At 58.2% G+C, this 17,085-nt stretch carries 15 protein-coding genes; 2 read left to right on the top strand and 13 right to left on the bottom strand.

Annotation, left to right across the window (positions count from 1 at the left end; genetic code table 11):
* Positions 1 to 16 precede the first annotated feature (16 nt).
* The 13 genes from K0F75_RS17760 to K0F75_RS17700 all read right to left on the bottom strand — a co-directional run bounded on the left by K0F75_RS17760 (position 17) and on the right by K0F75_RS17700 (position 14,250).
* Positions 17 to 1,669, bottom strand: a complete 1,653-nt coding sequence (locus K0F75_RS17760) for a Na/Pi cotransporter family protein (RefSeq protein WP_219063269.1) — start codon at positions 1,667 to 1,669, stop codon at positions 17 to 19.
* Positions 1,670 to 1,907: 238 nt separating this feature from the next.
* The gene (locus tag K0F75_RS17755) at positions 1,908 to 2,675 is read right to left on the bottom strand and encodes a TerC family protein (RefSeq protein WP_219063268.1); all 768 of its coding nucleotides are present in this window, start codon (positions 2,673 to 2,675) and stop codon (positions 1,908 to 1,910) included.
* A 93-nt stretch (positions 2,676 to 2,768) separates the two neighbouring features.
* On the bottom strand, positions 2,769 to 4,076 hold the full coding sequence (locus K0F75_RS17750; RefSeq protein ID WP_219063267.1) for a CitMHS family transporter: 1,308 nt from the start codon (positions 4,074 to 4,076) through the stop codon (positions 2,769 to 2,771).
* 328 nt (positions 4,077 to 4,404) lie between these two features.
* On the bottom strand, positions 4,405 to 6,366 hold the full coding sequence (locus tag K0F75_RS17745; protein WP_374028863.1) for a DUF4105 domain-containing protein: 1,962 nt from the start codon (positions 6,364 to 6,366) through the stop codon (positions 4,405 to 4,407).
* Complete coding sequence (locus K0F75_RS17740; RefSeq protein ID WP_219063266.1) at positions 6,363 to 6,683, bottom strand: DUF2388 domain-containing protein; 321 nt, start codon at positions 6,681 to 6,683, stop codon at positions 6,363 to 6,365. The genes K0F75_RS17745 and K0F75_RS17740 overlap by 4 nt, the downstream gene beginning before the upstream one ends.
* Positions 6,684 to 6,717: 34 nt before the next feature.
* On the bottom strand, positions 6,718 to 7,023 hold the full coding sequence (locus tag K0F75_RS17735; protein WP_219063265.1) for a DUF2388 domain-containing protein: 306 nt from the start codon (positions 7,021 to 7,023) through the stop codon (positions 6,718 to 6,720).
* 104 nt (positions 7,024 to 7,127) lie between these two features.
* The gene (locus K0F75_RS17730) at positions 7,128 to 7,445 is read right to left on the bottom strand and encodes a DUF2388 domain-containing protein (RefSeq protein ID WP_219063264.1); all 318 of its coding nucleotides are present in this window, start codon (positions 7,443 to 7,445) and stop codon (positions 7,128 to 7,130) included.
* 338 nt (positions 7,446 to 7,783) lie between these two features.
* Positions 7,784 to 7,999, bottom strand: a complete 216-nt coding sequence (locus tag K0F75_RS17725) for a DUF1127 domain-containing protein (RefSeq protein WP_219063263.1) — start codon at positions 7,997 to 7,999, stop codon at positions 7,784 to 7,786.
* Positions 8,000 to 8,317: 318 nt separating this feature from the next.
* The gene (locus K0F75_RS17720; protein ID WP_219063262.1) at positions 8,318 to 9,811 is read right to left on the bottom strand and encodes an acetyl-CoA hydrolase/transferase family protein; all 1,494 of its coding nucleotides are present in this window, start codon (positions 9,809 to 9,811) and stop codon (positions 8,318 to 8,320) included.
* Positions 9,812 to 10,014: 203 nt separating this feature from the next.
* Positions 10,015 to 11,451 (bottom strand): NAD(P)(+) transhydrogenase (Re/Si-specific) subunit beta, encoded by a 1,437-nt coding sequence (locus tag K0F75_RS17715; protein WP_219063261.1) that lies wholly within the window; start codon positions 11,449 to 11,451, stop codon positions 10,015 to 10,017.
* Positions 11,448 to 11,771: an NAD(P) transhydrogenase subunit alpha gene (locus K0F75_RS17710; protein WP_219063260.1), complete on the bottom strand. Its 324-nt coding sequence runs from the start codon at positions 11,769 to 11,771 to the stop codon at positions 11,448 to 11,450. The genes K0F75_RS17715 and K0F75_RS17710 overlap by 4 nt, the downstream gene beginning before the upstream one ends.
* Before the next feature lie 11 nt (positions 11,772 to 11,782).
* Positions 11,783 to 12,904: a Re/Si-specific NAD(P)(+) transhydrogenase subunit alpha gene (locus K0F75_RS17705; protein WP_219063259.1), complete on the bottom strand. Its 1,122-nt coding sequence runs from the start codon at positions 12,902 to 12,904 to the stop codon at positions 11,783 to 11,785.
* Between the two features lie 425 nt (positions 12,905 to 13,329).
* Positions 13,330 to 14,250 carry a LysR family transcriptional regulator gene (locus K0F75_RS17700; protein WP_219063258.1) on the bottom strand — a complete coding sequence of 307 codons (921 nt, stop codon included), beginning with the start codon at positions 14,248 to 14,250 and terminating at the stop codon, positions 13,330 to 13,332.
* A 161-nt stretch (positions 14,251 to 14,411) separates the two neighbouring features.
* On the opposite strand from K0F75_RS17700, the gene K0F75_RS17695 reads away from it, so the two are divergent.
* Positions 14,412 to 15,593 (top strand): acyl-CoA dehydrogenase, encoded by a 1,182-nt coding sequence (locus K0F75_RS17695; RefSeq protein WP_219063257.1) that lies wholly within the window; start codon positions 14,412 to 14,414, stop codon positions 15,591 to 15,593.
* 45 nt (positions 15,594 to 15,638) lie between these two features.
* On the top strand, positions 15,639 to 16,859 hold the full coding sequence (locus K0F75_RS17690; RefSeq protein WP_219063256.1) for a CaiB/BaiF CoA-transferase family protein: 1,221 nt from the start codon (positions 15,639 to 15,641) through the stop codon (positions 16,857 to 16,859).
* Positions 16,860 to 17,085: the final 226 nt, after the last annotated feature.

Raw genomic sequence — 17,085 nt, 5'->3', positions numbered from 1 at the left:
AATGAGCCGAGGTCGTTCACATCGGTTGGTCGGGCAAGAGCTCGCTGGACAGTGCGCCCGTTTCCGCAGTTTCGAGGACGGCATAGGCGCTGCTGCAGAACAGCGAGTTGAGCCGTTTCATGTCGCCAATCATCTCCAGATGCAGCGAACTGGTTTCGATACTTTGCACCACCTTGCGTTGTAGGCGACTGACGTGAGCATGGGCCAGACGTCGCTCCTGAGCGCGGAAGCGGCGCTTCTCACGCAGCAATTGGCGGGCGCTTTCGGGGTCGGCGCTGACGAAGACTGACAGGCCAAGGCGCAAATTCAACAGCAATTGACTGTGCAGCCCGGTCAGCTCTTCCAGGCCCACGTCAGAGAACGAGCGGCGTTGCGAGGTCTTCTGTTGCTGGACCTTGCGCAGCATGCGTTCGATCAGATCGCTGGCCAGTTTGAGGTTGATCGCCAGCTCGATAATTTCTGCCCAGCGTCGGCTGTCCTGCTCGCCCAGGTCTTCCCGGGGCATTTGCGCCAGATAGAGTTTGATCGCGTTGTACAGCGCTTCGGCATCGTCATTGAGGCGCCGCATTTCCAGGGTGACCGCCGTTTGCGTACCGCGCAGCACCCCTTGCATGGCGTCGAGCATGCTTTCGACCAGATCGCCCAGGCGCAGGGTCTCGCGCACGGCATTGGCCAGCGCCAGGCTTGGCGTTGCCAATGCCGTGGCGTCCAGATGCCGGGGTTTTGCCACGCCGTTGGTGTCGGGGCGCTCAGGCAATAGCCACGCGCACACCCGGGCCATGGGGCTGACGCTGGGTAGCATCAGCAGGCAGCGCAGGGTGTTGTAGGTCAGGTGGAAGCTGATCACCAGGCTTTGGGCGCTGAAGTTCAGCGTATCCATCCACTTCACCAGCGGGTCCAGTACGGGAATGATCAGCAGCAGGCCGATCAGCTTGTACAGCAAGCTGCCAAGCGCAACCTGGCGCCCTGCGACGTTTTGCATGCTGGTGCTCAGGAATGCCAGCAGGCCGCTGCCGATATTTGCCCCGATCACCAAACCGATCGCGACCGGCAGGCTGATGATTTCCGCGCCGGCCAAGGTCGCGGTTAACAGCACGGCGGCAAGGCTGGAGTAGGAGATCAGCGCGAACATCGCCCCGACCAGGGCGTCGAGCATGAGATCGCCGGTCAATGAGGCGAACAGGACCTTCACGCCTGCGGCCTGGGTGATGGGCGACGCCGCCGTGACAATCAGTTGCAGGGCCAGGATGATCAAGCCAAGGCCGATGCCTACCCGCCCGAGTTGTCCGGCGCGGGTTTGTTTGCGCGACAGAAAGAAGATCACGCCGAGGAAAATCAGCAGTGGCGAGAGCCAGGACAAGTCGAGCGTCAGCACCCGTGCCATCAGGGCGGTGCCGACATCCGCACCGAGCATGATTGCCAGCGCCGGGGTCAACGCCATGAGCCCCTGGCCGACGAATGAAGTGACAAGCATCGCCGTGGCGTTGCTGCTCTGCACCAGCGCAGTGACGAGGATACCGGCGACGAAGGCCAGCGGGCGCCTGGACATGTTCTGGCTAAGTACGCGACGCAATTGGGAGCCGTATACGCGGAGGATGCCGGTACGGACGATATGCGTGCCCCAGATCAGCAAGGCAACGGCAGAAAGCAAATCGAGCAGGGTTAGCATACAAAGGCCCCCTGAGGTCACCCAAGCCGGGTGAGGATTAAAAGCACAGCGTGTAGCGAGCGAAGCGATGTAGCTGAAGAGTTTTAGCGCTCACCTAAGCTTTAGTCGGCTTATGGCCTTGGCGCCAGCATCGCATAGGCAATACAAGCTTTGAAACAAAACTGTCATAAATCAGTAGATTGAAATCTCATAAAAAAAAACGGGGCATTGAATGCCCCGTTTTGTTCAAGCGCTGCAGTTACTGACCAGGGATGTCCTTGCGCAGTTTGACCGGCTCGCTTTGTTTCTTCTTTTTCGCCATTTCGGTGCGCATCTTGATGTTGATGGCTTCTACCGCCAGCGAGAACGCCATGGCGAAATACACATAGCCTTTCGGTACATGCACGCCGAACGATTCGGCAATCAGCACGGTACCGACCACGGTCAGGAAGGACAGTGCCAGCATCTTCAGTGATGGGTGCTTGTCGATGAAGTCACTGATGGCACCTGCGCACGCCATCATTACCAGTACGGCGACGACGATGGCGGCAATCATGACAGGCACGTGAGCGACCATGCCGACCGCAGTGATCACCGAGTCCAGCGAGAACACGATGTCGATGATTGCGATCTGGATGATGGTGTAGAAGAACTGGCCGCCTTTGCCTTTAGGCACGTCGGTGACTTCGTCTTCACCCTCCAGGCCGTGGTAGATCTCCTGGGAGCTTTTCCACAGCAGGAACAGGCCACCGAAGAACAGGATCAGGTCGCGGCCGGAAAAACCCTTGCCGAAGACCTCGAACAGCTCTGCGGTCAGGCGCATGACCCAGGCAATCGACAGTAACAGCAGGATTCGCGTGACCATGGCCAGCGCCAGGCCGAAAATCCGGGTGCGCGGCTGCATGGCTTTGGGCATGCGGCTGACCAGGATCGAGATCATGATGATGTTGTCGATGCCCAGGACGATCTCCAGGGCAGTCAGTGTGAAGAAGGCAACCCAGATTTCCGGGTTGGTCAGCCATTCCATAGGTATTCCTTTATGCGGTTAATACCCCAATGTTACCCCGCCTCACGGGCCAGTCCCGGCGGTGAGGGGTAACAACGGGATGAATCGTGTGCGTTATAGACTGCTGAAGAACGGGAAAATCCCCATCAGTAAGGCGGCAAACATTATGCACAGGCAAACCAGCACTGCCCACTTCAAGGTAAAGCGCTGATGGTCACCGAATTCAATGCCGGCCAGTGCCACCAGCAAGTAGGTTGAAGGTACCAGCGGGCTGAGCAAGTGCACGGGTTGGCCGACGATAGACGCGCGGGCCATTTCCACTGGACTGATGCCGTAGTGGCTGGCCGCCTCGGCGAGAATCGGTAACACCCCGTAATAAAAAGCATCGTTGGACATGAAGAATGTGAACGGCATGCTGACCAGCGCGGTGATGACGGCCAGATAAGGGCCGAGGGCATCGGGGATGACGGCCAGCAGGCTTTTGGACATGGCGTTGACCATGCCGGTGCCCGACAGAATACCGGTGAAGATGCCTGCCGCAAAAATCAGCCCGACCACCGCCAGAACGCTACCCGCGTGTGCTGCGATGCGGTCTTTCTGCGTTTGCAGGCAGGGGTAGTTGACGATCATGGCAATACTGAACGCAACCATGAACAGCACCGGCAGGGGTAACAGGCCGGCGATCAGGGCCGCCATCAGGGCCAGGGTCAGGGCGCCGTTGAACCAGATCAACTTGGGCCGACGCGCTTCCGGGAACTGCGAAACGCTGATTTCGCTGTGGTCGACGTCATCGTCCGACAGGTGCAGTTCACCCAGACGAGCGCGTTCGCGTTTACCGTAAGCGTAGGCGATCAGCAGAATAGCCAGGACGCCCACCAGCATGGCCGGGATCATCGGCACGAAGATGTCCGAAGGGTCGACATGCAGCGCACTGGCCGCGCGCGCGGTTGGGCCGCCCCACGGGGTCATGTTCATTACGCCGCCAGCCAGAATGATCAAGCCCGCCATGATGCGCGGGCTCATGCCCACGCGGGCGTACAGCGGCAGCATGGCGGCCACGCAGATCATGTAGGTCGTCGCACCATCACCGTCGAGGGACACCACCAGCGCCAGCACGGCTGTGCCGACCGAGACTTTGACCGGATCGCCCTTGACCAGTCTGAGGATCAGGCGCACTGCCGGGTCGAACAGGCCCGAGTCGATCATCAAGGCGAAATACAGGATGGCGAACATCAACATCACGCCGGTTGGCGCCAGCTTGGTGATGCCTTCGAGCATCATGGGGCCAATGCCGGCAGCGAAACCACCGAACAAGGCAAATGCGATAGGTACAAGGATCAGCGCAATCAGTGCTGACAGGCGTTTGCTCATGATCAGGTACATGAACGTGACGACCATGGCGAAGCCGAGGAAGGTCAACATAAAGATACTCCAGGTGTAGCGCGACGTGAGGAAGGCGAACCGAGCGGATCAGTGCTGGGTGGGCGGCGCGTGGAGCACAGGGGGGAATTGCGCGAAGCGAGGGGTCGTAGAGGGCATCAGAATCACCATGGTTGTTAACGCTTATTGTTGTTTACTGGGCCGGGCGGCGTTGAAAACGCATGCCCTGGCTGACCGGTCTATTGCCGGTGGTGGGGCGATCCTAAAGGGGTAAGCTTTCAGCCAGCTTTCGTTGGACAAGCGGCCGGTCACTTTTTGCATCAATAAAGAGGTAGCGGTCGGTTGTCGCGAGAGCCGGGTGCTGAAAGGACTAAGGCAGTTCCAGCCCACCCGCTGCCTTGTGCAGCGTGCGCAGGTGTTCGCTGATCTGTTTGAGGTTGTCTTCGTTGGCGGCGATTTCTGCGGCCCGCCCCGGTTCGAGCAGTGCGCGGACTTCTTTGTCCAGGTCACCGGTCAAACGCTGCAATTGCTTCTGGCGCTGGCTGCTTTCGTCTTCCAGGCGCTGCCATTCGCTGGCTTGAGGCAAGCCGTAGCCGCCGCTGTCGAGCAATTCTGCCGGGCGACTGAGGAAGCCGCTGCTGGCGAGAATTTCGCGTAAGGTGCCGGTCGCCTTGGAGACGCCGCCGTCCTTCTGCTCCCTGGCACTGAGGTAGCGCTGCTTGACCTCCTCTTGGGCCAGCAACAGTTCTCGACGCAAGCTGGCTTGCTCCAGCAACAGCATCGCTGCGCTGGTGCGCAAGTTGGCACTGGCAAACCATTCACGCCGTTCCCTGGAGGGCACTTCCAGCCAGTCTTCGACCGTGGTCTGTTTGATCGGCAGCTGCTTTTTGAGTACGTCGAACATGGCCTGATAGCGTTCGCGATAGGAATCGAAACGATACCCCAGGCGCAATGCCTCTCGCGGGTCTTTCAGCACGCTGGTGTCGGCCAGTCCACGTGCATCTAGCACTTCCAGCAACCCATTGGGGATAATGCTGTCCAGGCCTTTGAGGCGGCGATCATCCGTGCCACTGCGCAGCAGTTTCAGGGTTTCCACCGCGCAGTTGTTCGAGATGAAGTAGTAGTTGCCGTCGTAACTCCAGTGCATCTCGGCCGCGTGCTCGACCAGGTCGTTGATTTGCGGCCGCGTCAAATTCATGGGCACCGAGGCCAAGCTGCGCAGTTCGGTCTTGGTGTATTCATCGATCACCTGCCCCAGCGGCAGGACGAATAAGCGCGACGGGTACACGCCGGTCAGGCCGTCCCAGCTGGAAAGCTGTACGTCGCCGACGAAGGCGCGGTAAGACAACACCAGGTGTTGATCCAGGTCCAAACGGCAATCCGGCCCACGCGGGCGTCCGGGTTTGCAGATCACCAGCCGCAACATGCTGTGACCCCAGCGGCTGACCCAGTTCTGGTTGGCTTCGGCCAGCAGGTAATCGACGGCGTACACGCGCTCGGGGTCGATTGTGCCCAGTGGTTGACGGCCAAAGTCGCTGCCGGCGTTAAGGAACGGGAAGGATGTCCGGCACTCACTCTTGGCTGCGGGGGCCCAGTCGAAATGTTCTTTGTAGTACGCGTACAGCGCGGGACGACGGCAGGGGTAGTCCGGGTCGAGGAGGAAATACTCCATGTTGACCGCGACGAACTCACGCGGGTTGCTGATCTCGTAGATGTCCGGGCTACGGGCGACCTGGCGATTGTGTTCCTCACGCTCGCCCCTGCGGCCGACGTATTGCTGCCAGCCAGCGAGGTCGAGCAGTCGGGGATCGTCGCTGAGGGTGAAGCGCCGGGCCGTTTCGCCACGACAGCGGTCGGGCAAACCGATCTTGCCCAGGCTATTGGCCTGACGCTGGCAATTGAGGATCAGCGAACGCTCGGCACCCGGCCATAGCGTGGCGCGATCATAAATATGGGTGAGTTCATGCAGCACCGTGGCGAGCATTTCCCGGCGCACGGTGCCATGGGGGCGATTGGTTTTCTGGGTGGCCGCGGAGCCATCGGTCAGACCGGCCAGCAGATTGCTGTTCAAGTCGAGCTGATAGGGACCTGACGCTTGCCCGTATGCGTTGCTCGGCAGGTCTGCAGACCAACGAACGTCGATACGGCGGTCCAGTTGCTCGATAAAGCGCGGCGGCAAGGCCAGCAGGGCTTCATCGAGCAGTGTCTGGCTGGCGTGTTGCTGCGCCGGGGTGAGGCTGTCAGCGTTGAGCGACAGACTCAATGCGGCTGCGGCGCTGTTGCTGACCAGCAACAGCATCGAGGTCAGCAACCAACCCGTGAGGCGCCTCACAGAGCAAGAATGGCTTCGGCCAGCGTTTGGTCACTGGCGTCTCGGGCTTCGGGCAGGCGGGCACGCAAGGTGTCGAATGCGGCCTCAAGCTGCACTCCGCGAATATCGCCTTGGCTGGCAACGTAGCTGGCGGCGTCATCCTTGGCCTGGATCACGATTTTTGAGTCGCGGGTCGAGGTGGTGGTGTCAGAGGTGAAATCAATGCTGCGGCCGAAGGCGCGGACGACAATGTTACTGGTGGCCTTCACAGTTTGAGCTTGAGCTACACCAGCCAACAACAAGAGGCCGAGGGCGGTAGCAATGAGCGAGGTACGCATGAAATGTCTCCGGAATACAAAAGATACAACATGATTATTGGACGAGGATTGCCTGTGCCAGTTCAAGATCACTGGCACGAAATTTTGGCTGGGTCTGACGGTGCTTTTCACGTAAAAAAGCTAACGCCGATTCAAGCTGAGCTCCTCGCAGTTGGCCATCACTGGCTATAAACGCTGCAGCATCATCCTGGGCGGCAAGTATCAGTTTATTGTCGAAGGGGGCGGAGGTCACTTTGCTGCTGACAAATCCGCTGGCGACCAGATTTTGCGTGGTCAGGTCAAACGCCTGTGCCTGGAGACTCCAGGCCAAGGCAACGAACAGTAGCGACAGAAAACGCATGGGTCTGAATAGCCAGTAATTCGAGCGGCCAAGACTAGCGTAATGCCCGGAGCAGAGCCAGCCCGACAGTTGCGGGCTAGCCGATGAGCCTCGAACGACGCTCGTTAAAGGGCCAGAATCGCTTGAGCCAGCTGTGTATCGGTGGCGTTGAGCTGAGGAGCCTGTTGGCGGATATGCGCCAGGGCGCCTTCCAGGTGTACACCACGGATGTCACCTTGGCTGGCGACAAAACTGGCTGCGTCGTCACGTGCCGCGAGAACGATCTTGTCATCCTTGAGCGACGACGAGACTTTGGATGTCGCATTGCTGGAGGCATCGAGCGCGCGGACTACCGCATCGGTGGTGACGACAAAACTCGAAGCGCTGGCGCCGGTAGCAACAGCCAGCAGGACTACAGCGCTAAGCAGGCGTAGGCGGGACATGATGAACTCCAATGACTAAAAGAGGTGAGCCAAGCACCCACAAGCCTATCGCAGCAACGCGGTACGCACCATCCTGCGTCAGCTCCAGTGCATATTTAGCGACAATCGGCGCTTCTGTGGGGGGTTATGTGGTTGAGAAGTAAGCAAAAAACAACTGTAGTGGTAGTTTTCGGTTATGTGCAAACTGTACTTGAAGGCTGCCTGGTCGTTCGCTTCTCAGTCTGATTCCGGATCTCTGAAATGACAAAACCCGTCGGCAGTTACCTGCGACGGGTCTTGTATGGAGCAATTCGGGGTGCTGGAGGGAGACCTGTGGTCTGAGACCAGCGAGCGCTAGCTTAGCGCCAGAACGGCTTGCTCAACTCTTCGTAACGTTGCGATTCGCTAATCCCGGCGTCAGCCAGCAAACGTGCGTCCAGACGAGCCAGTTGGTGGCGGCTGGAGATGCGACGCTGCCAAAGCATCAGGTTGGCGAAAGCGCGAAGAGGCCATGCAGCTTTAGCGGTTGAAGCGGTGTTTTCGTAGAACAGGTCGGAACTGAGTGTACGTTCCATGATGACTTCCTTCCGCTTGTGGCGGGTTTAGATAGTGGCTTGACTGGTGCCAATCTTCCTCCCTCTTGGCCAGTCCCTCCAGACACAGTTCACTTCAATTGTGCTGGTCCAGTTAACTGTTTATAGGGACTGTTTTGTTCGTATTTGGGGCAACTGTACTGGTCTGCACTTTAATGGCGCATTTTCGTGCTAATCAGGGGGGGTTTTCGATTTGAAAACCTGGAAATGACCGGTACAGCAGTACAGTTTTCTGATTTAAGGGAAGCAGTGGGGTAGCTGACAGCACGAAAAAATCGTTGTCAGCTACCCACTCCAAAATCAGAGAGGCTGCATCCGCCCTGTTTCTTCCAGATTGATGTGCCAGCTGAGTGCTTCGCGCAGTACGTGTGGAGTGTGACCACCTATTTTGCAGGCTGCGGCGAAGTAGGCGTTGAGTGCTTCACGATAATCCGGGTGCACACAGTTGTCGATAATCACTCGTGCGCGCTCCCGTGGTGCCAGGCCGCGCAAGTCAGCCAGACCTTGCTCGGTCACCAGGATATCCACGTCGTGTTCGGTGTGATCGACATGGCTGACCATTGGTACAACGCTGGAGATCGCGCCGCCCTTGGCAATGGACTTGGTGACAAAAATCGCCAAGTGCGCGTTACGGGCAAAATCGCCCGAACCGCCAATGCCATTCATCATCCGCGTGCCGCAGACGTGCGTGGAGTTGACGTTGCCGTACAGGTCGAATTCCAGTGCGGTGTTGATCCCGATGATCCCCAGGCGGCGAATGACCTCAGGATGGTTGGAGATCTCCTGTGGACGCAGCACCAGCTGTGGCTTGTAGTGCTCAAGCTTGTTGAACACTTCGTCGTGCTTTGCGGCAGACAAGGTGATGGAGCTGCCAGAGGCGAAGATCAGTTTGCCTGAGTCGAACAAGTCAAATGTCGAATCCTGAAGCACTTCGGAGTACATGGTCATGTCATGGAACGGTGAGTCCAGCAGACCGTGCATCACTGCGTTGGCGATGGTGCCAATGCCTGCCTGAAGTGGCATCAGGCTGTTAGTCAGCCGTTCTGCGCGCACTTCGCTTTTGAAAAACTCCACCAAGTGGCTGGCGATAGCCTGGGTTTCTTCGTCGGGTGGCAGGACCGTCGAGTGCGAGTCAGGTTGATTGCTGATCACAATGCCGACGATCTTCGCCGGGTCGATCTGCACGGCGTGGCTGCCGATGCGGCTGTCAGGCTTCAGTACCGGGATCGGCAAGCGGGTTGGACGGTAGCTTGGGATGTAGATGTCGTGCAGGCCTTCCAGCTCAAGTGGCTGAGCAAGGTTGATCTCGACGATCACTTCTTTGGCCAGAATGGCGAAGCTGGCCGAGTTGCCGACCGAAGTACTCAGGATCAGATGCCCTTCTTCGGTGATGGCCACGCACTCGATCACAGCCAGGTCAACGGCTTTGATCTGGCGGTTACGCAACTGTTCAACGGTGTCGGACAGATGCTGGTCGATAAACATCACCGAGCCATCGTTGATTGCTTTGCGCAGGGTGCTGTCGACCTGAAACGGCATGCGGCGGGACAGCACACCGGCTTCGGTCAATTGTTTATCGAGGTCATTGCCGAGGCTGGCGCCGGTCATCAGGCTGATTTTCAGCGGAGACACTTTGGCGCGCTCGGCCAGTGCCTGAGGCACAGCCTTGGCTTCGCCTGCACGGGTAAAGCCGCTCATACCGACGGTCATACCGTCCTGGATCAGGGCTGCGGCATCTGCCGCGCTCATCACCTTGTTGAGCAGAGAAGGCAAGCGGATACGGTCACGGTACATGGATTTTCATCTCGGGCGGTGGAAGCAAGACCTGCAGTCTAGTGAGTTGAACATTTTTCGTCCCGCTACCATGGTCGCATTCACGTGCTCTAATTATAGTGCGTGATGTAAAACACCGTTGTGGCAGATGTAAAAATCCCCGGCGTTGGAGGCGCCAGGGATTGTTTTGAAGCGTGCACTTGCAACGTGCCAGTATCGAAGCGTTATTCGATGGCTTTGACCATGTCCTCGATCACTTTCTTGGCATCGCCGAACACCATCATGGTTTTGTCCAGGTAGAACAGTTCGTTGTCCAGACCGGCATAGCCGCTGGCCATCGAACGCTTGTTGACGATCACGGTCTTGGCTTTGTAAGCCTCAAGGATCGGCATCCCGGCAATTGGCGATTTCGGGTCATTCTTCGCCGCCGGGTTGACCACGTCGTTGGCGCCCAGCACCAGAACCACGTCGGCCTGGCCGAACTCGGAGTTGATGTCCTCCATCTCGAACACCTGGTCGTAAGGCACTTCTGCCTCGGCCAGCAGGACGTTCATGTGCCCCGGCATCCGCCCGGCGACCGGGTGAATGGCGTACTTCACCGTGATGCCACGATGGGTGAGCTTCTCTGTGAGCTCTTTCAGCGCGTGTTGTGCCCGAGCCACAGCTAAACCATAGCCTGGAACGATGATCACCGTGTCAGCGTTGCTCAGAAGGAAGGTGGCATCATCTGCCGAACCGGATTTGACCGGCCGCGCTTCTTTGTCACCCGCCGGGCCTGCCGCGTCCGCATGACCGCCGAAGCCGCCGCCGATCACGTTGAAGAACGAGCGGTTCATCGCCTTGCACATGATGTACGAGAGGATTGCACCCGAAGAACCCACCAGCGAACCGGCGATGATCAGCATCGAGTTGTTCAGCGAGAAACCGATACCTGCCGCTGCCCAGCCCGAGTAGCTGTTTAGCATCGACACCACGACGGGCATGTCTGCGCCCCCGATAGGGATGATCAGTAGCACGCCGAGAACGAACGCCAACGCCAGCATCAGGGCGAACGCATTCAGATTGCCGCTCACGATAAAGATGACGCCAAAGGCCAGCGTCGCCAGGCCAATGGCCAGGTTCAGTTTATGCTGACCGGCAAACTGTACCGGTGCGCCCTGGAACAGGCGGAATTTGTACTTGCCCGAGAGTTTGCCGAAAGCGATCACCGAACCGGAGAAGGTGATGGCGCCAATGGCGGCCCCGAGGAACAGTTCCAGGCGGTTGCCTGCTGGAATGGCGTCACCCAGGTGCCGAACGATACCCAGCGATTGCGGCTCGACGACGGCCGCGATGGCGATGAACACAGCGGCCAGGCCGATCATGCTGTGCATGAAGGCGACCAGTTCCGGCATCTTGGTCATTTCAACGCGCTTGGCCATGATCGAACCGGCCGTGCCGCCGACCAACAGGCCAAAGATGATGTAGCCAATGCCGGGGGCGGTTATCTCGGAGCCGAGTTTGTAGACCAGACCGACGGTGGTAATCACTGCCAGCGCCATGCCGAGCATACCGAACAGGTTGCCGCGTCGCGATGTGGTGGGGTGGGACAAGCCCTTGAGCGCCTGAATGAAGCAGATCGAGGCGATCAGGTACAGCGTAGTGACCAGGTTCATGCTCATGGCTTCTGCACCTCAACCTTGGCTTTGGGTGCTTTCTTCTTGAACATTTCCAGCATGCGCCGGGTGACCAGGAAGCCACCGAACACATTCACGGCAGCCAGAGTCACCGCCAGGGTGCCCATGGTCTTGCCCAGAGGCGTTACGGTCAGCGCGGCGGCCAGCATGGCGCCGACGATGACAATGGCCGAGATGGCGTTAGTCACGGCCATCAGTGGCGTGTGCAGTGCAGGCGTTACGTTCCAGACCACGTGATAACCGACATAAATCGCCAGCACGAAGATGATCAGGTTGTAGATGCCGGGGGAGATCAGCTCTTCCATTATTTTTATCCTTAGCCGTTCTTGCGGATGACTTGGCCGTCGCGGCACATCAGGCACGCGGCGACGATGTCGTCTTCGAGATTGATCTGCAGCTGCCCTTCAGGGGTGAACAGCAGCTTCATGAAGTCCAGCAGGTTGCGTGCGTAGAGCGCAGAGGCATCCGCCGCGACCATCGCAGGCAGGTTGGTATAGCCGACGATGGTCACGCCGTGCGCGCTGATCACTTGATCGGCCACGGTCAGCGGGCAGTTGCCGCCCTGAGCCGCCGCAAGATCGATGACGACCGACCCTGGCTTCATCTGTGCGACGGTCTCGGCGCTGAGCAGCACAGGCGCCTTGCGACCCGGAATCAGCGCGGTGGTGATCACGATGTCGGCCAGTTTGGCGCGCTCGTGGACCGCTACGGCCTGGCGTTGCATCCAGCTGGCAGGCATCGGCCGGGCGTAACCGCCGACGCCGACCGCGCATTCACGCTCTTCGTCAGTCTCGTAAGGCACGTCGACGAACTTGGCGCCGAGGGATTCGATTTGTTCCTTCACCGCAGGACGCACGTCGGATGCCTCGATCACGGCACCCAGACGCTTGGCGGTGGCAATCGCCTGCAGTCCCGCTACACCGGCACCAAGGATCAGTACGCGGGCAGCCTTCACGGTACCGGCAGCGGTCATCAGCATCGGCATGAAGCGCGGATAGTGATGCGCGGCCACCAGCACGGCTTTATAGCCGGCGATGTTGGCTTGCGAGGACAGCACGTCGAGGCTCTGCGCGCGCGAGGTACGCGGCGCGGCTTCAAGGGCGAAGGCGGTGATGCCGCACTCGGCCATCTTGCCAATGGTCTCGCTGTTGAACGGATTGAGCATGCCCACGACGATCGTGCCGCTCTTTATGTGGGTCAGCTCGCTGTCGCTGGGTGCGACAACTTTGAGAATCAGCTCGGCACCGAAGGCATCCGTGGCGCTACCAATGGTGGCGCCCGCCGCTTCATAGGCACTGTCCGGAACACTGGCAGTGACGCCTGCGCCGCTTTGCACAGTGACCCGATGGCCTTGGCCGATCAGCTTCTTAATGGTTTCCGGGGTTGCGGCAACCCGCGTTTCACCCGCATGGGTTTCGAGAGGAATACCAATGTGCACGTTATATCTCCTGCGTAATCTTTTTATCTTGTTATCTATTTTAAATAGGCCAGCGCACTACGGATGGTGCTGCCGGGGCGTCAGATCAGCGCGATCCCGCCGTGAAAGGCGGGGGCGGCATTTTGCAGGCGAAGTTTGATCCCTTCAACAAGTTCTGAACTGTGACTGAATATTAACTACAAGTCACCCTGTGACTGAATGTCGCAAGGCTAGGGCTAACGCTTATGATTGCTGGGCCCGTGAGGACTTTTGGTGAGATTTAATAAAATTCAGGATTCGCGGTGTGAATAATTCTACGGTGCTTTAGCTCAAGCTGCAGCCCGCGGTTTCAGGCTTTTTGAGCCATTATCGGTGCCATCCGTACAGTTGATGTAAAAGCGACATATTCGTACATCTGTAGGCGTCAGTAACAGTTGACTACAAGGTCAGCTAATGGCTGCAGGCCGCTCAGTGATTAGTGCGTAGCTATGAGCCTGCCCTACGAGCCAGTCACGAAATGCGCGTAAAGACGCTGACTCCACTTTTCGTTCCGGAATCATCAGGTAATAGGCCTTGATACTCGACAGTGCGTGGGTGTTGGCTATGACCAAGCGCTTCTCGGCCAGTTCGCGCTGGATCAGGAAGGGCGGAATCAAGGCAATCCCCATCTCGTGCATGGCCGCCTGGGCAAGCATGGAGAATAGCTCGTAACGCGGCCCTGTCATGTCGCGGGGAATATTCAGGTTCAGAGAGCCGAACCACTGGCGCCAGGCATAGGGTCGCGTGGTCTGTTGCAGCAAAGGTAATTCAGCAATTGCCTGCGCGCTTAGCGTGTCGGAATTGCCCAGAAGATCAGGGCTGCACACCGGCATGGGGTTTTCCCCCATCAGTCGATGGGATTCGGTACCTGACCAGTCGGCGTCACCAAAGTAGATCGCTGCGTCGAAGTCGGTGTCTGCGAACAGAAATGGACGGGTGCGGTTGGTGAGATTGACCGTTACGTCAGGATGGCATTGCTGGAAATCCTTGAGTCGCGGCAGCAACCACTGAGTGCCGAAGGTCGGCACGACTGCCAGCTCAATCACGTTAGCGCCCTGCTGGCCCATGACCGACAGCGTGTCACGCTCGACCGCATCCAGTTGGGTTGCCACGCGACGACTATAAGAAAGCCCGGCTTCGGTGAGTTTGACGCCGCGGCGTGAGCGTCTGAAGAGTTCGACATTAAGGAACTCCTCCAGACCGGCGATCTGTCGGCAAATAGCGCCCTGAGTGAGGGAAAGCTCTTGCGCCGCCTTGGTAAAGCTCTCGTGTCGGGCTGCTGCCTCGAAGCTGATGAGTGCGGTTGTGCTGGGGATCTTTCTGCGCATGTACCTCTACCTCACTAGTCGATCGCCAAAAAAAGCCTTTTCGGATCATCACGGAGTGAGAAATTAGCACAACAGCATGCAAAATCGTCGTTTGCCGTATTCCTCCAGCCAGCCTAGGATCAATCTCACGACTTTTGACCTATCTTCACGAGGACTCGCTCATGGGCGGCAAAGCAAGCTTCAACTGGATCGATCCACTGTTACTGGATCAACAACTCACTGAAGAAGAGCGCATGGTGCGTGACAGCGCTGAGCAGTTTGCCCGTGACAAGCTGGCCCCTCGTGTTCTTGAAGCCTTTCGCCATGAGCACACTGATCCTGCCATTTTCCGCGAAATGGGCGAAATCGGTTTGCTGGGTGCGACCATCCCTGAGCAATACGGCGGCAGCGGTCTGAATTACGTGTGCTACGGCTTGATCGCTCGCGAAGTTGAGCGCGTCGACTCCGGCTATCGCTCCATGATGAGTGTTCAGTCCTCTCTGGTGATGGTGCCAATCAACGAGTTCGGTACTGAAGCACAGAAACAGAAATACCTGCCAAAGCTGGCTTCCGGCGAATGGATTGGCTGTTTCGGCCTGACCGAGCCTAACCACGGCTCCGATCCAGGCGCGATGATTACCCGTGCCAAGAAGGTTGAAGGCGGCTATCGCCTGTCTGGCAGCAAAATGTGGATCACCAACAGCCCGATTGCGGATGTGTTCGTTGTCTGGGGCAAAGACGATGCGGGCGACATTCGCGGTTTCGTTCTGGAAAAAGGCTGGGCGGGTCTGACTGCGCCGGCTATCCACGGCAAGGTGGGTCTGCGTGCTTCGATCACTGGCGAGATCGTGATGGACAACGTGTTCGTACCCGAAGAAAACATCTTCCCGGACGTCCGCGGCTTGAAAGGTCCTTTCACCTGCCTTAACTCCGCACGTTACGGGATTTCGTGGGGCGCGTTGGGGGCTGCCGAGTTCTGCTGGCACACCGCACGCCAATACACCCTGGATCGTCATCAATTCGGGCGCCCTTTGGCGGCGACTCAGCTCATCCAGAAAAAACTGGCTGACATGCAGACTGAAATCACCTTGGCCCTGCAAGGATGCTTGCGCTTGGGTCGGATGAAAGACGAAGGCACCGCTGCGGTCGAAATCACTTCGATGATGAAACGCAACTCGTGCGGCAAGTCCCTGGACATTGCACGGATGGCGCGGGACATGTTGGGCGGTAACGGCATCTCCGATGAGTTCGGCGTCGCCCGGCATTTGGTCAACCTGGAAGTCGTGAATACCTATGAAGGTACCCATGACGTCCATGCGCTGATCCTGGGTCGTGCACAGACTGGCATTCAAGCCTTCTATTAAGTAGCGGCTTTCAGCTTTCTATCTATAAGGAAAAGGAGTCAGCCGATGGGCGCGCTTTCACACCTACGGGTCCTCGACTTGTCACGGGTTCTTGCTGGACCTTGGGCCGGACAGATTCTTGCTGACCTCGGTGCCGAGGTGATCAAGGTCGAGCGCCCAGGCAATGGCGACGACACTCGCGCCTGGGGCCCTCCCTTCCTTAAGGATGCCGAGGGCGAGAACACCAGTGAAGCGGCGTATTACCTGTCGGCCAACAGGAATAAGCAGTCAGTCACCATCGACTTCACCCGACCTGAGGGTCAGAAGTTGGTGCGGGAACTGGCTGCCAAGTCCGACATCGTCATCGAGAACTTCAAAGTCGGTGGGTTGGCGGCGTATGGCCTGGACTACGAGGCGCTAAAAGCCATCAATCCCAAGCTTATCTATTGCTCGATCACCGGGTTTGGTCAAAGCGGCCCTTATGCCAAACGGGCCGGCTACGATTTCATGATTCAAGGCCTCGGCGGTTTGATGAGCCTTACGGGGCGTCCGGAAGGTGAAGAGGGCGCTGGGCCGGTCAAAGTCGGTGTAGCGCTGACTGACATTCTTACCGGGCTCTATTCTACGGTTGCGATCCTGGCGGCTCTGGCCCATCGGGATCAGGGCGGCGTTGGTCAACATATCGATATGGCGTTGCTTGATGTGCAGGTGGCTTGTCTGGCCAATCAGGCGATGAACTACCTGACGACTGGGGTGGCGCCACGCAGGTTGGGCAACGCTCATCCCAATATCGTGCCGTACCAGGATTTCCCGACGGCTGATGGCAACTTCATCCTGACGGTGGGTAATGATGGCCAATTCAGAAAGTTCGCCGAGGTCGCCGGGCAACCGCAGTGGGCTGAAGATCCGCGATTCCTGACTAATAACCTGCGCGTTGCCCATCGGGCCGAGCTGATTCCGCTCATCCGTCAGGCAACGGTGTTCAAGACCACCGCTGAATGGGTGGCTGCGCTTGAGCAGGCGGGAGTGCCGTGCGGGCCGATCAATGACCTGGCGCAGGTGTTTGCTGATCCCCAGGTTAAAGCGCGCGGTCTGGCGATTACTATGCCGCATGTGCTGGCCGGGAGTGTGCCTCAGGTCGCCAGCCCTATCAGGTTGTCTGAGACGCCGGTTGAGTATCGTCTTGCCCCGCCGCTGTTGGGTGAACATACGCTGGAGGTATTAGAGCGTGTCCTGGGTCTGGATGCCGACGCTGTAGCAGTTCTGCGCCAGGCAGGTGTGCTGTAGCTATATAGCTATATATAGAGGGCTGATTTAAGGCTATCCATTAGCGTTTACTGGCATGTTTTACCAATGTGACAGGTTTGTGAAATTAGGTGTTGACGGCCCGTCAAATCTCTCTATAATTCGCACCTCTTCCGGAGCAGATGAAACGGAAAACTTCTTGTAAATCAAAGAGTTATCCAGAGTAAGCGGCGAGGAAGGGGTTTTGATCTTCTGGATCGAAAGCGGT

Origin of the sequence: Pseudomonas sp. UMAB-08 (assembly GCF_900095225.1) — a bacterium.
GTDB lineage: Bacteria > Pseudomonadota > Gammaproteobacteria > Pseudomonadales > Pseudomonadaceae > Aquipseudomonas.
Note: the sequence above shows the minus strand (reverse complement) of the source record. Positions and strands in the feature narration are given on the sequence as shown.

Excerpts from the sequence above, each read along its gene's own strand:
- K0F75_RS17710 (WP_219063260.1), bottom strand. The coding sequence starts at position 11,771 with ATGGAAGAGCTGATCTCCCCCGGCATCTACAACCTGATCATCTTCGTG.
- K0F75_RS17690 (WP_219063256.1), top strand. The coding sequence starts at position 15,639 with ATGGGCGCGCTTTCACACCTACGGGTCCTCGACTTGTCACGGGTTCTT.
- K0F75_RS17755 (WP_219063268.1), bottom strand. The coding sequence starts at position 2,675 with ATGGAATGGCTGACCAACCCGGAAATCTGGGTTGCCTTCTTCACACTG.
- K0F75_RS17735 (WP_219063265.1), bottom strand. The coding sequence starts at position 7,023 with ATGCGTTTTCTGTCGCTACTGTTCGTTGCCTTGGCCTGGAGTCTCCAG.
- K0F75_RS17730 (WP_219063264.1), bottom strand. The coding sequence starts at position 7,445 with ATGTCCCGCCTACGCCTGCTTAGCGCTGTAGTCCTGCTGGCTGTTGCT.
- K0F75_RS17750 (WP_219063267.1), bottom strand. The coding sequence starts at position 4,076 with ATGTTGACCTTCCTCGGCTTCGCCATGGTCGTCACGTTCATGTACCTG.
- K0F75_RS17760 (WP_219063269.1), bottom strand. The coding sequence starts at position 1,669 with ATGCTAACCCTGCTCGATTTGCTTTCTGCCGTTGCCTTGCTGATCTGG.
- K0F75_RS17695 (WP_219063257.1), top strand. The coding sequence starts at position 14,412 with ATGGGCGGCAAAGCAAGCTTCAACTGGATCGATCCACTGTTACTGGAT.
- K0F75_RS17725 (WP_219063263.1), bottom strand. The coding sequence starts at position 7,999 with ATGGAACGTACACTCAGTTCCGACCTGTTCTACGAAAACACCGCTTCA.
- K0F75_RS17740 (WP_219063266.1), bottom strand. The coding sequence starts at position 6,683 with ATGCGTACCTCGCTCATTGCTACCGCCCTCGGCCTCTTGTTGTTGGCT.
- K0F75_RS17720 (WP_219063262.1), bottom strand. The coding sequence starts at position 9,811 with ATGTACCGTGACCGTATCCGCTTGCCTTCTCTGCTCAACAAGGTGATG.
- K0F75_RS17715 (WP_219063261.1), bottom strand. The coding sequence starts at position 11,451 with ATGAGCATGAACCTGGTCACTACGCTGTACCTGATCGCCTCGATCTGC.
- K0F75_RS17700 (WP_219063258.1), bottom strand. The coding sequence starts at position 14,250 with ATGCGCAGAAAGATCCCCAGCACAACCGCACTCATCAGCTTCGAGGCA.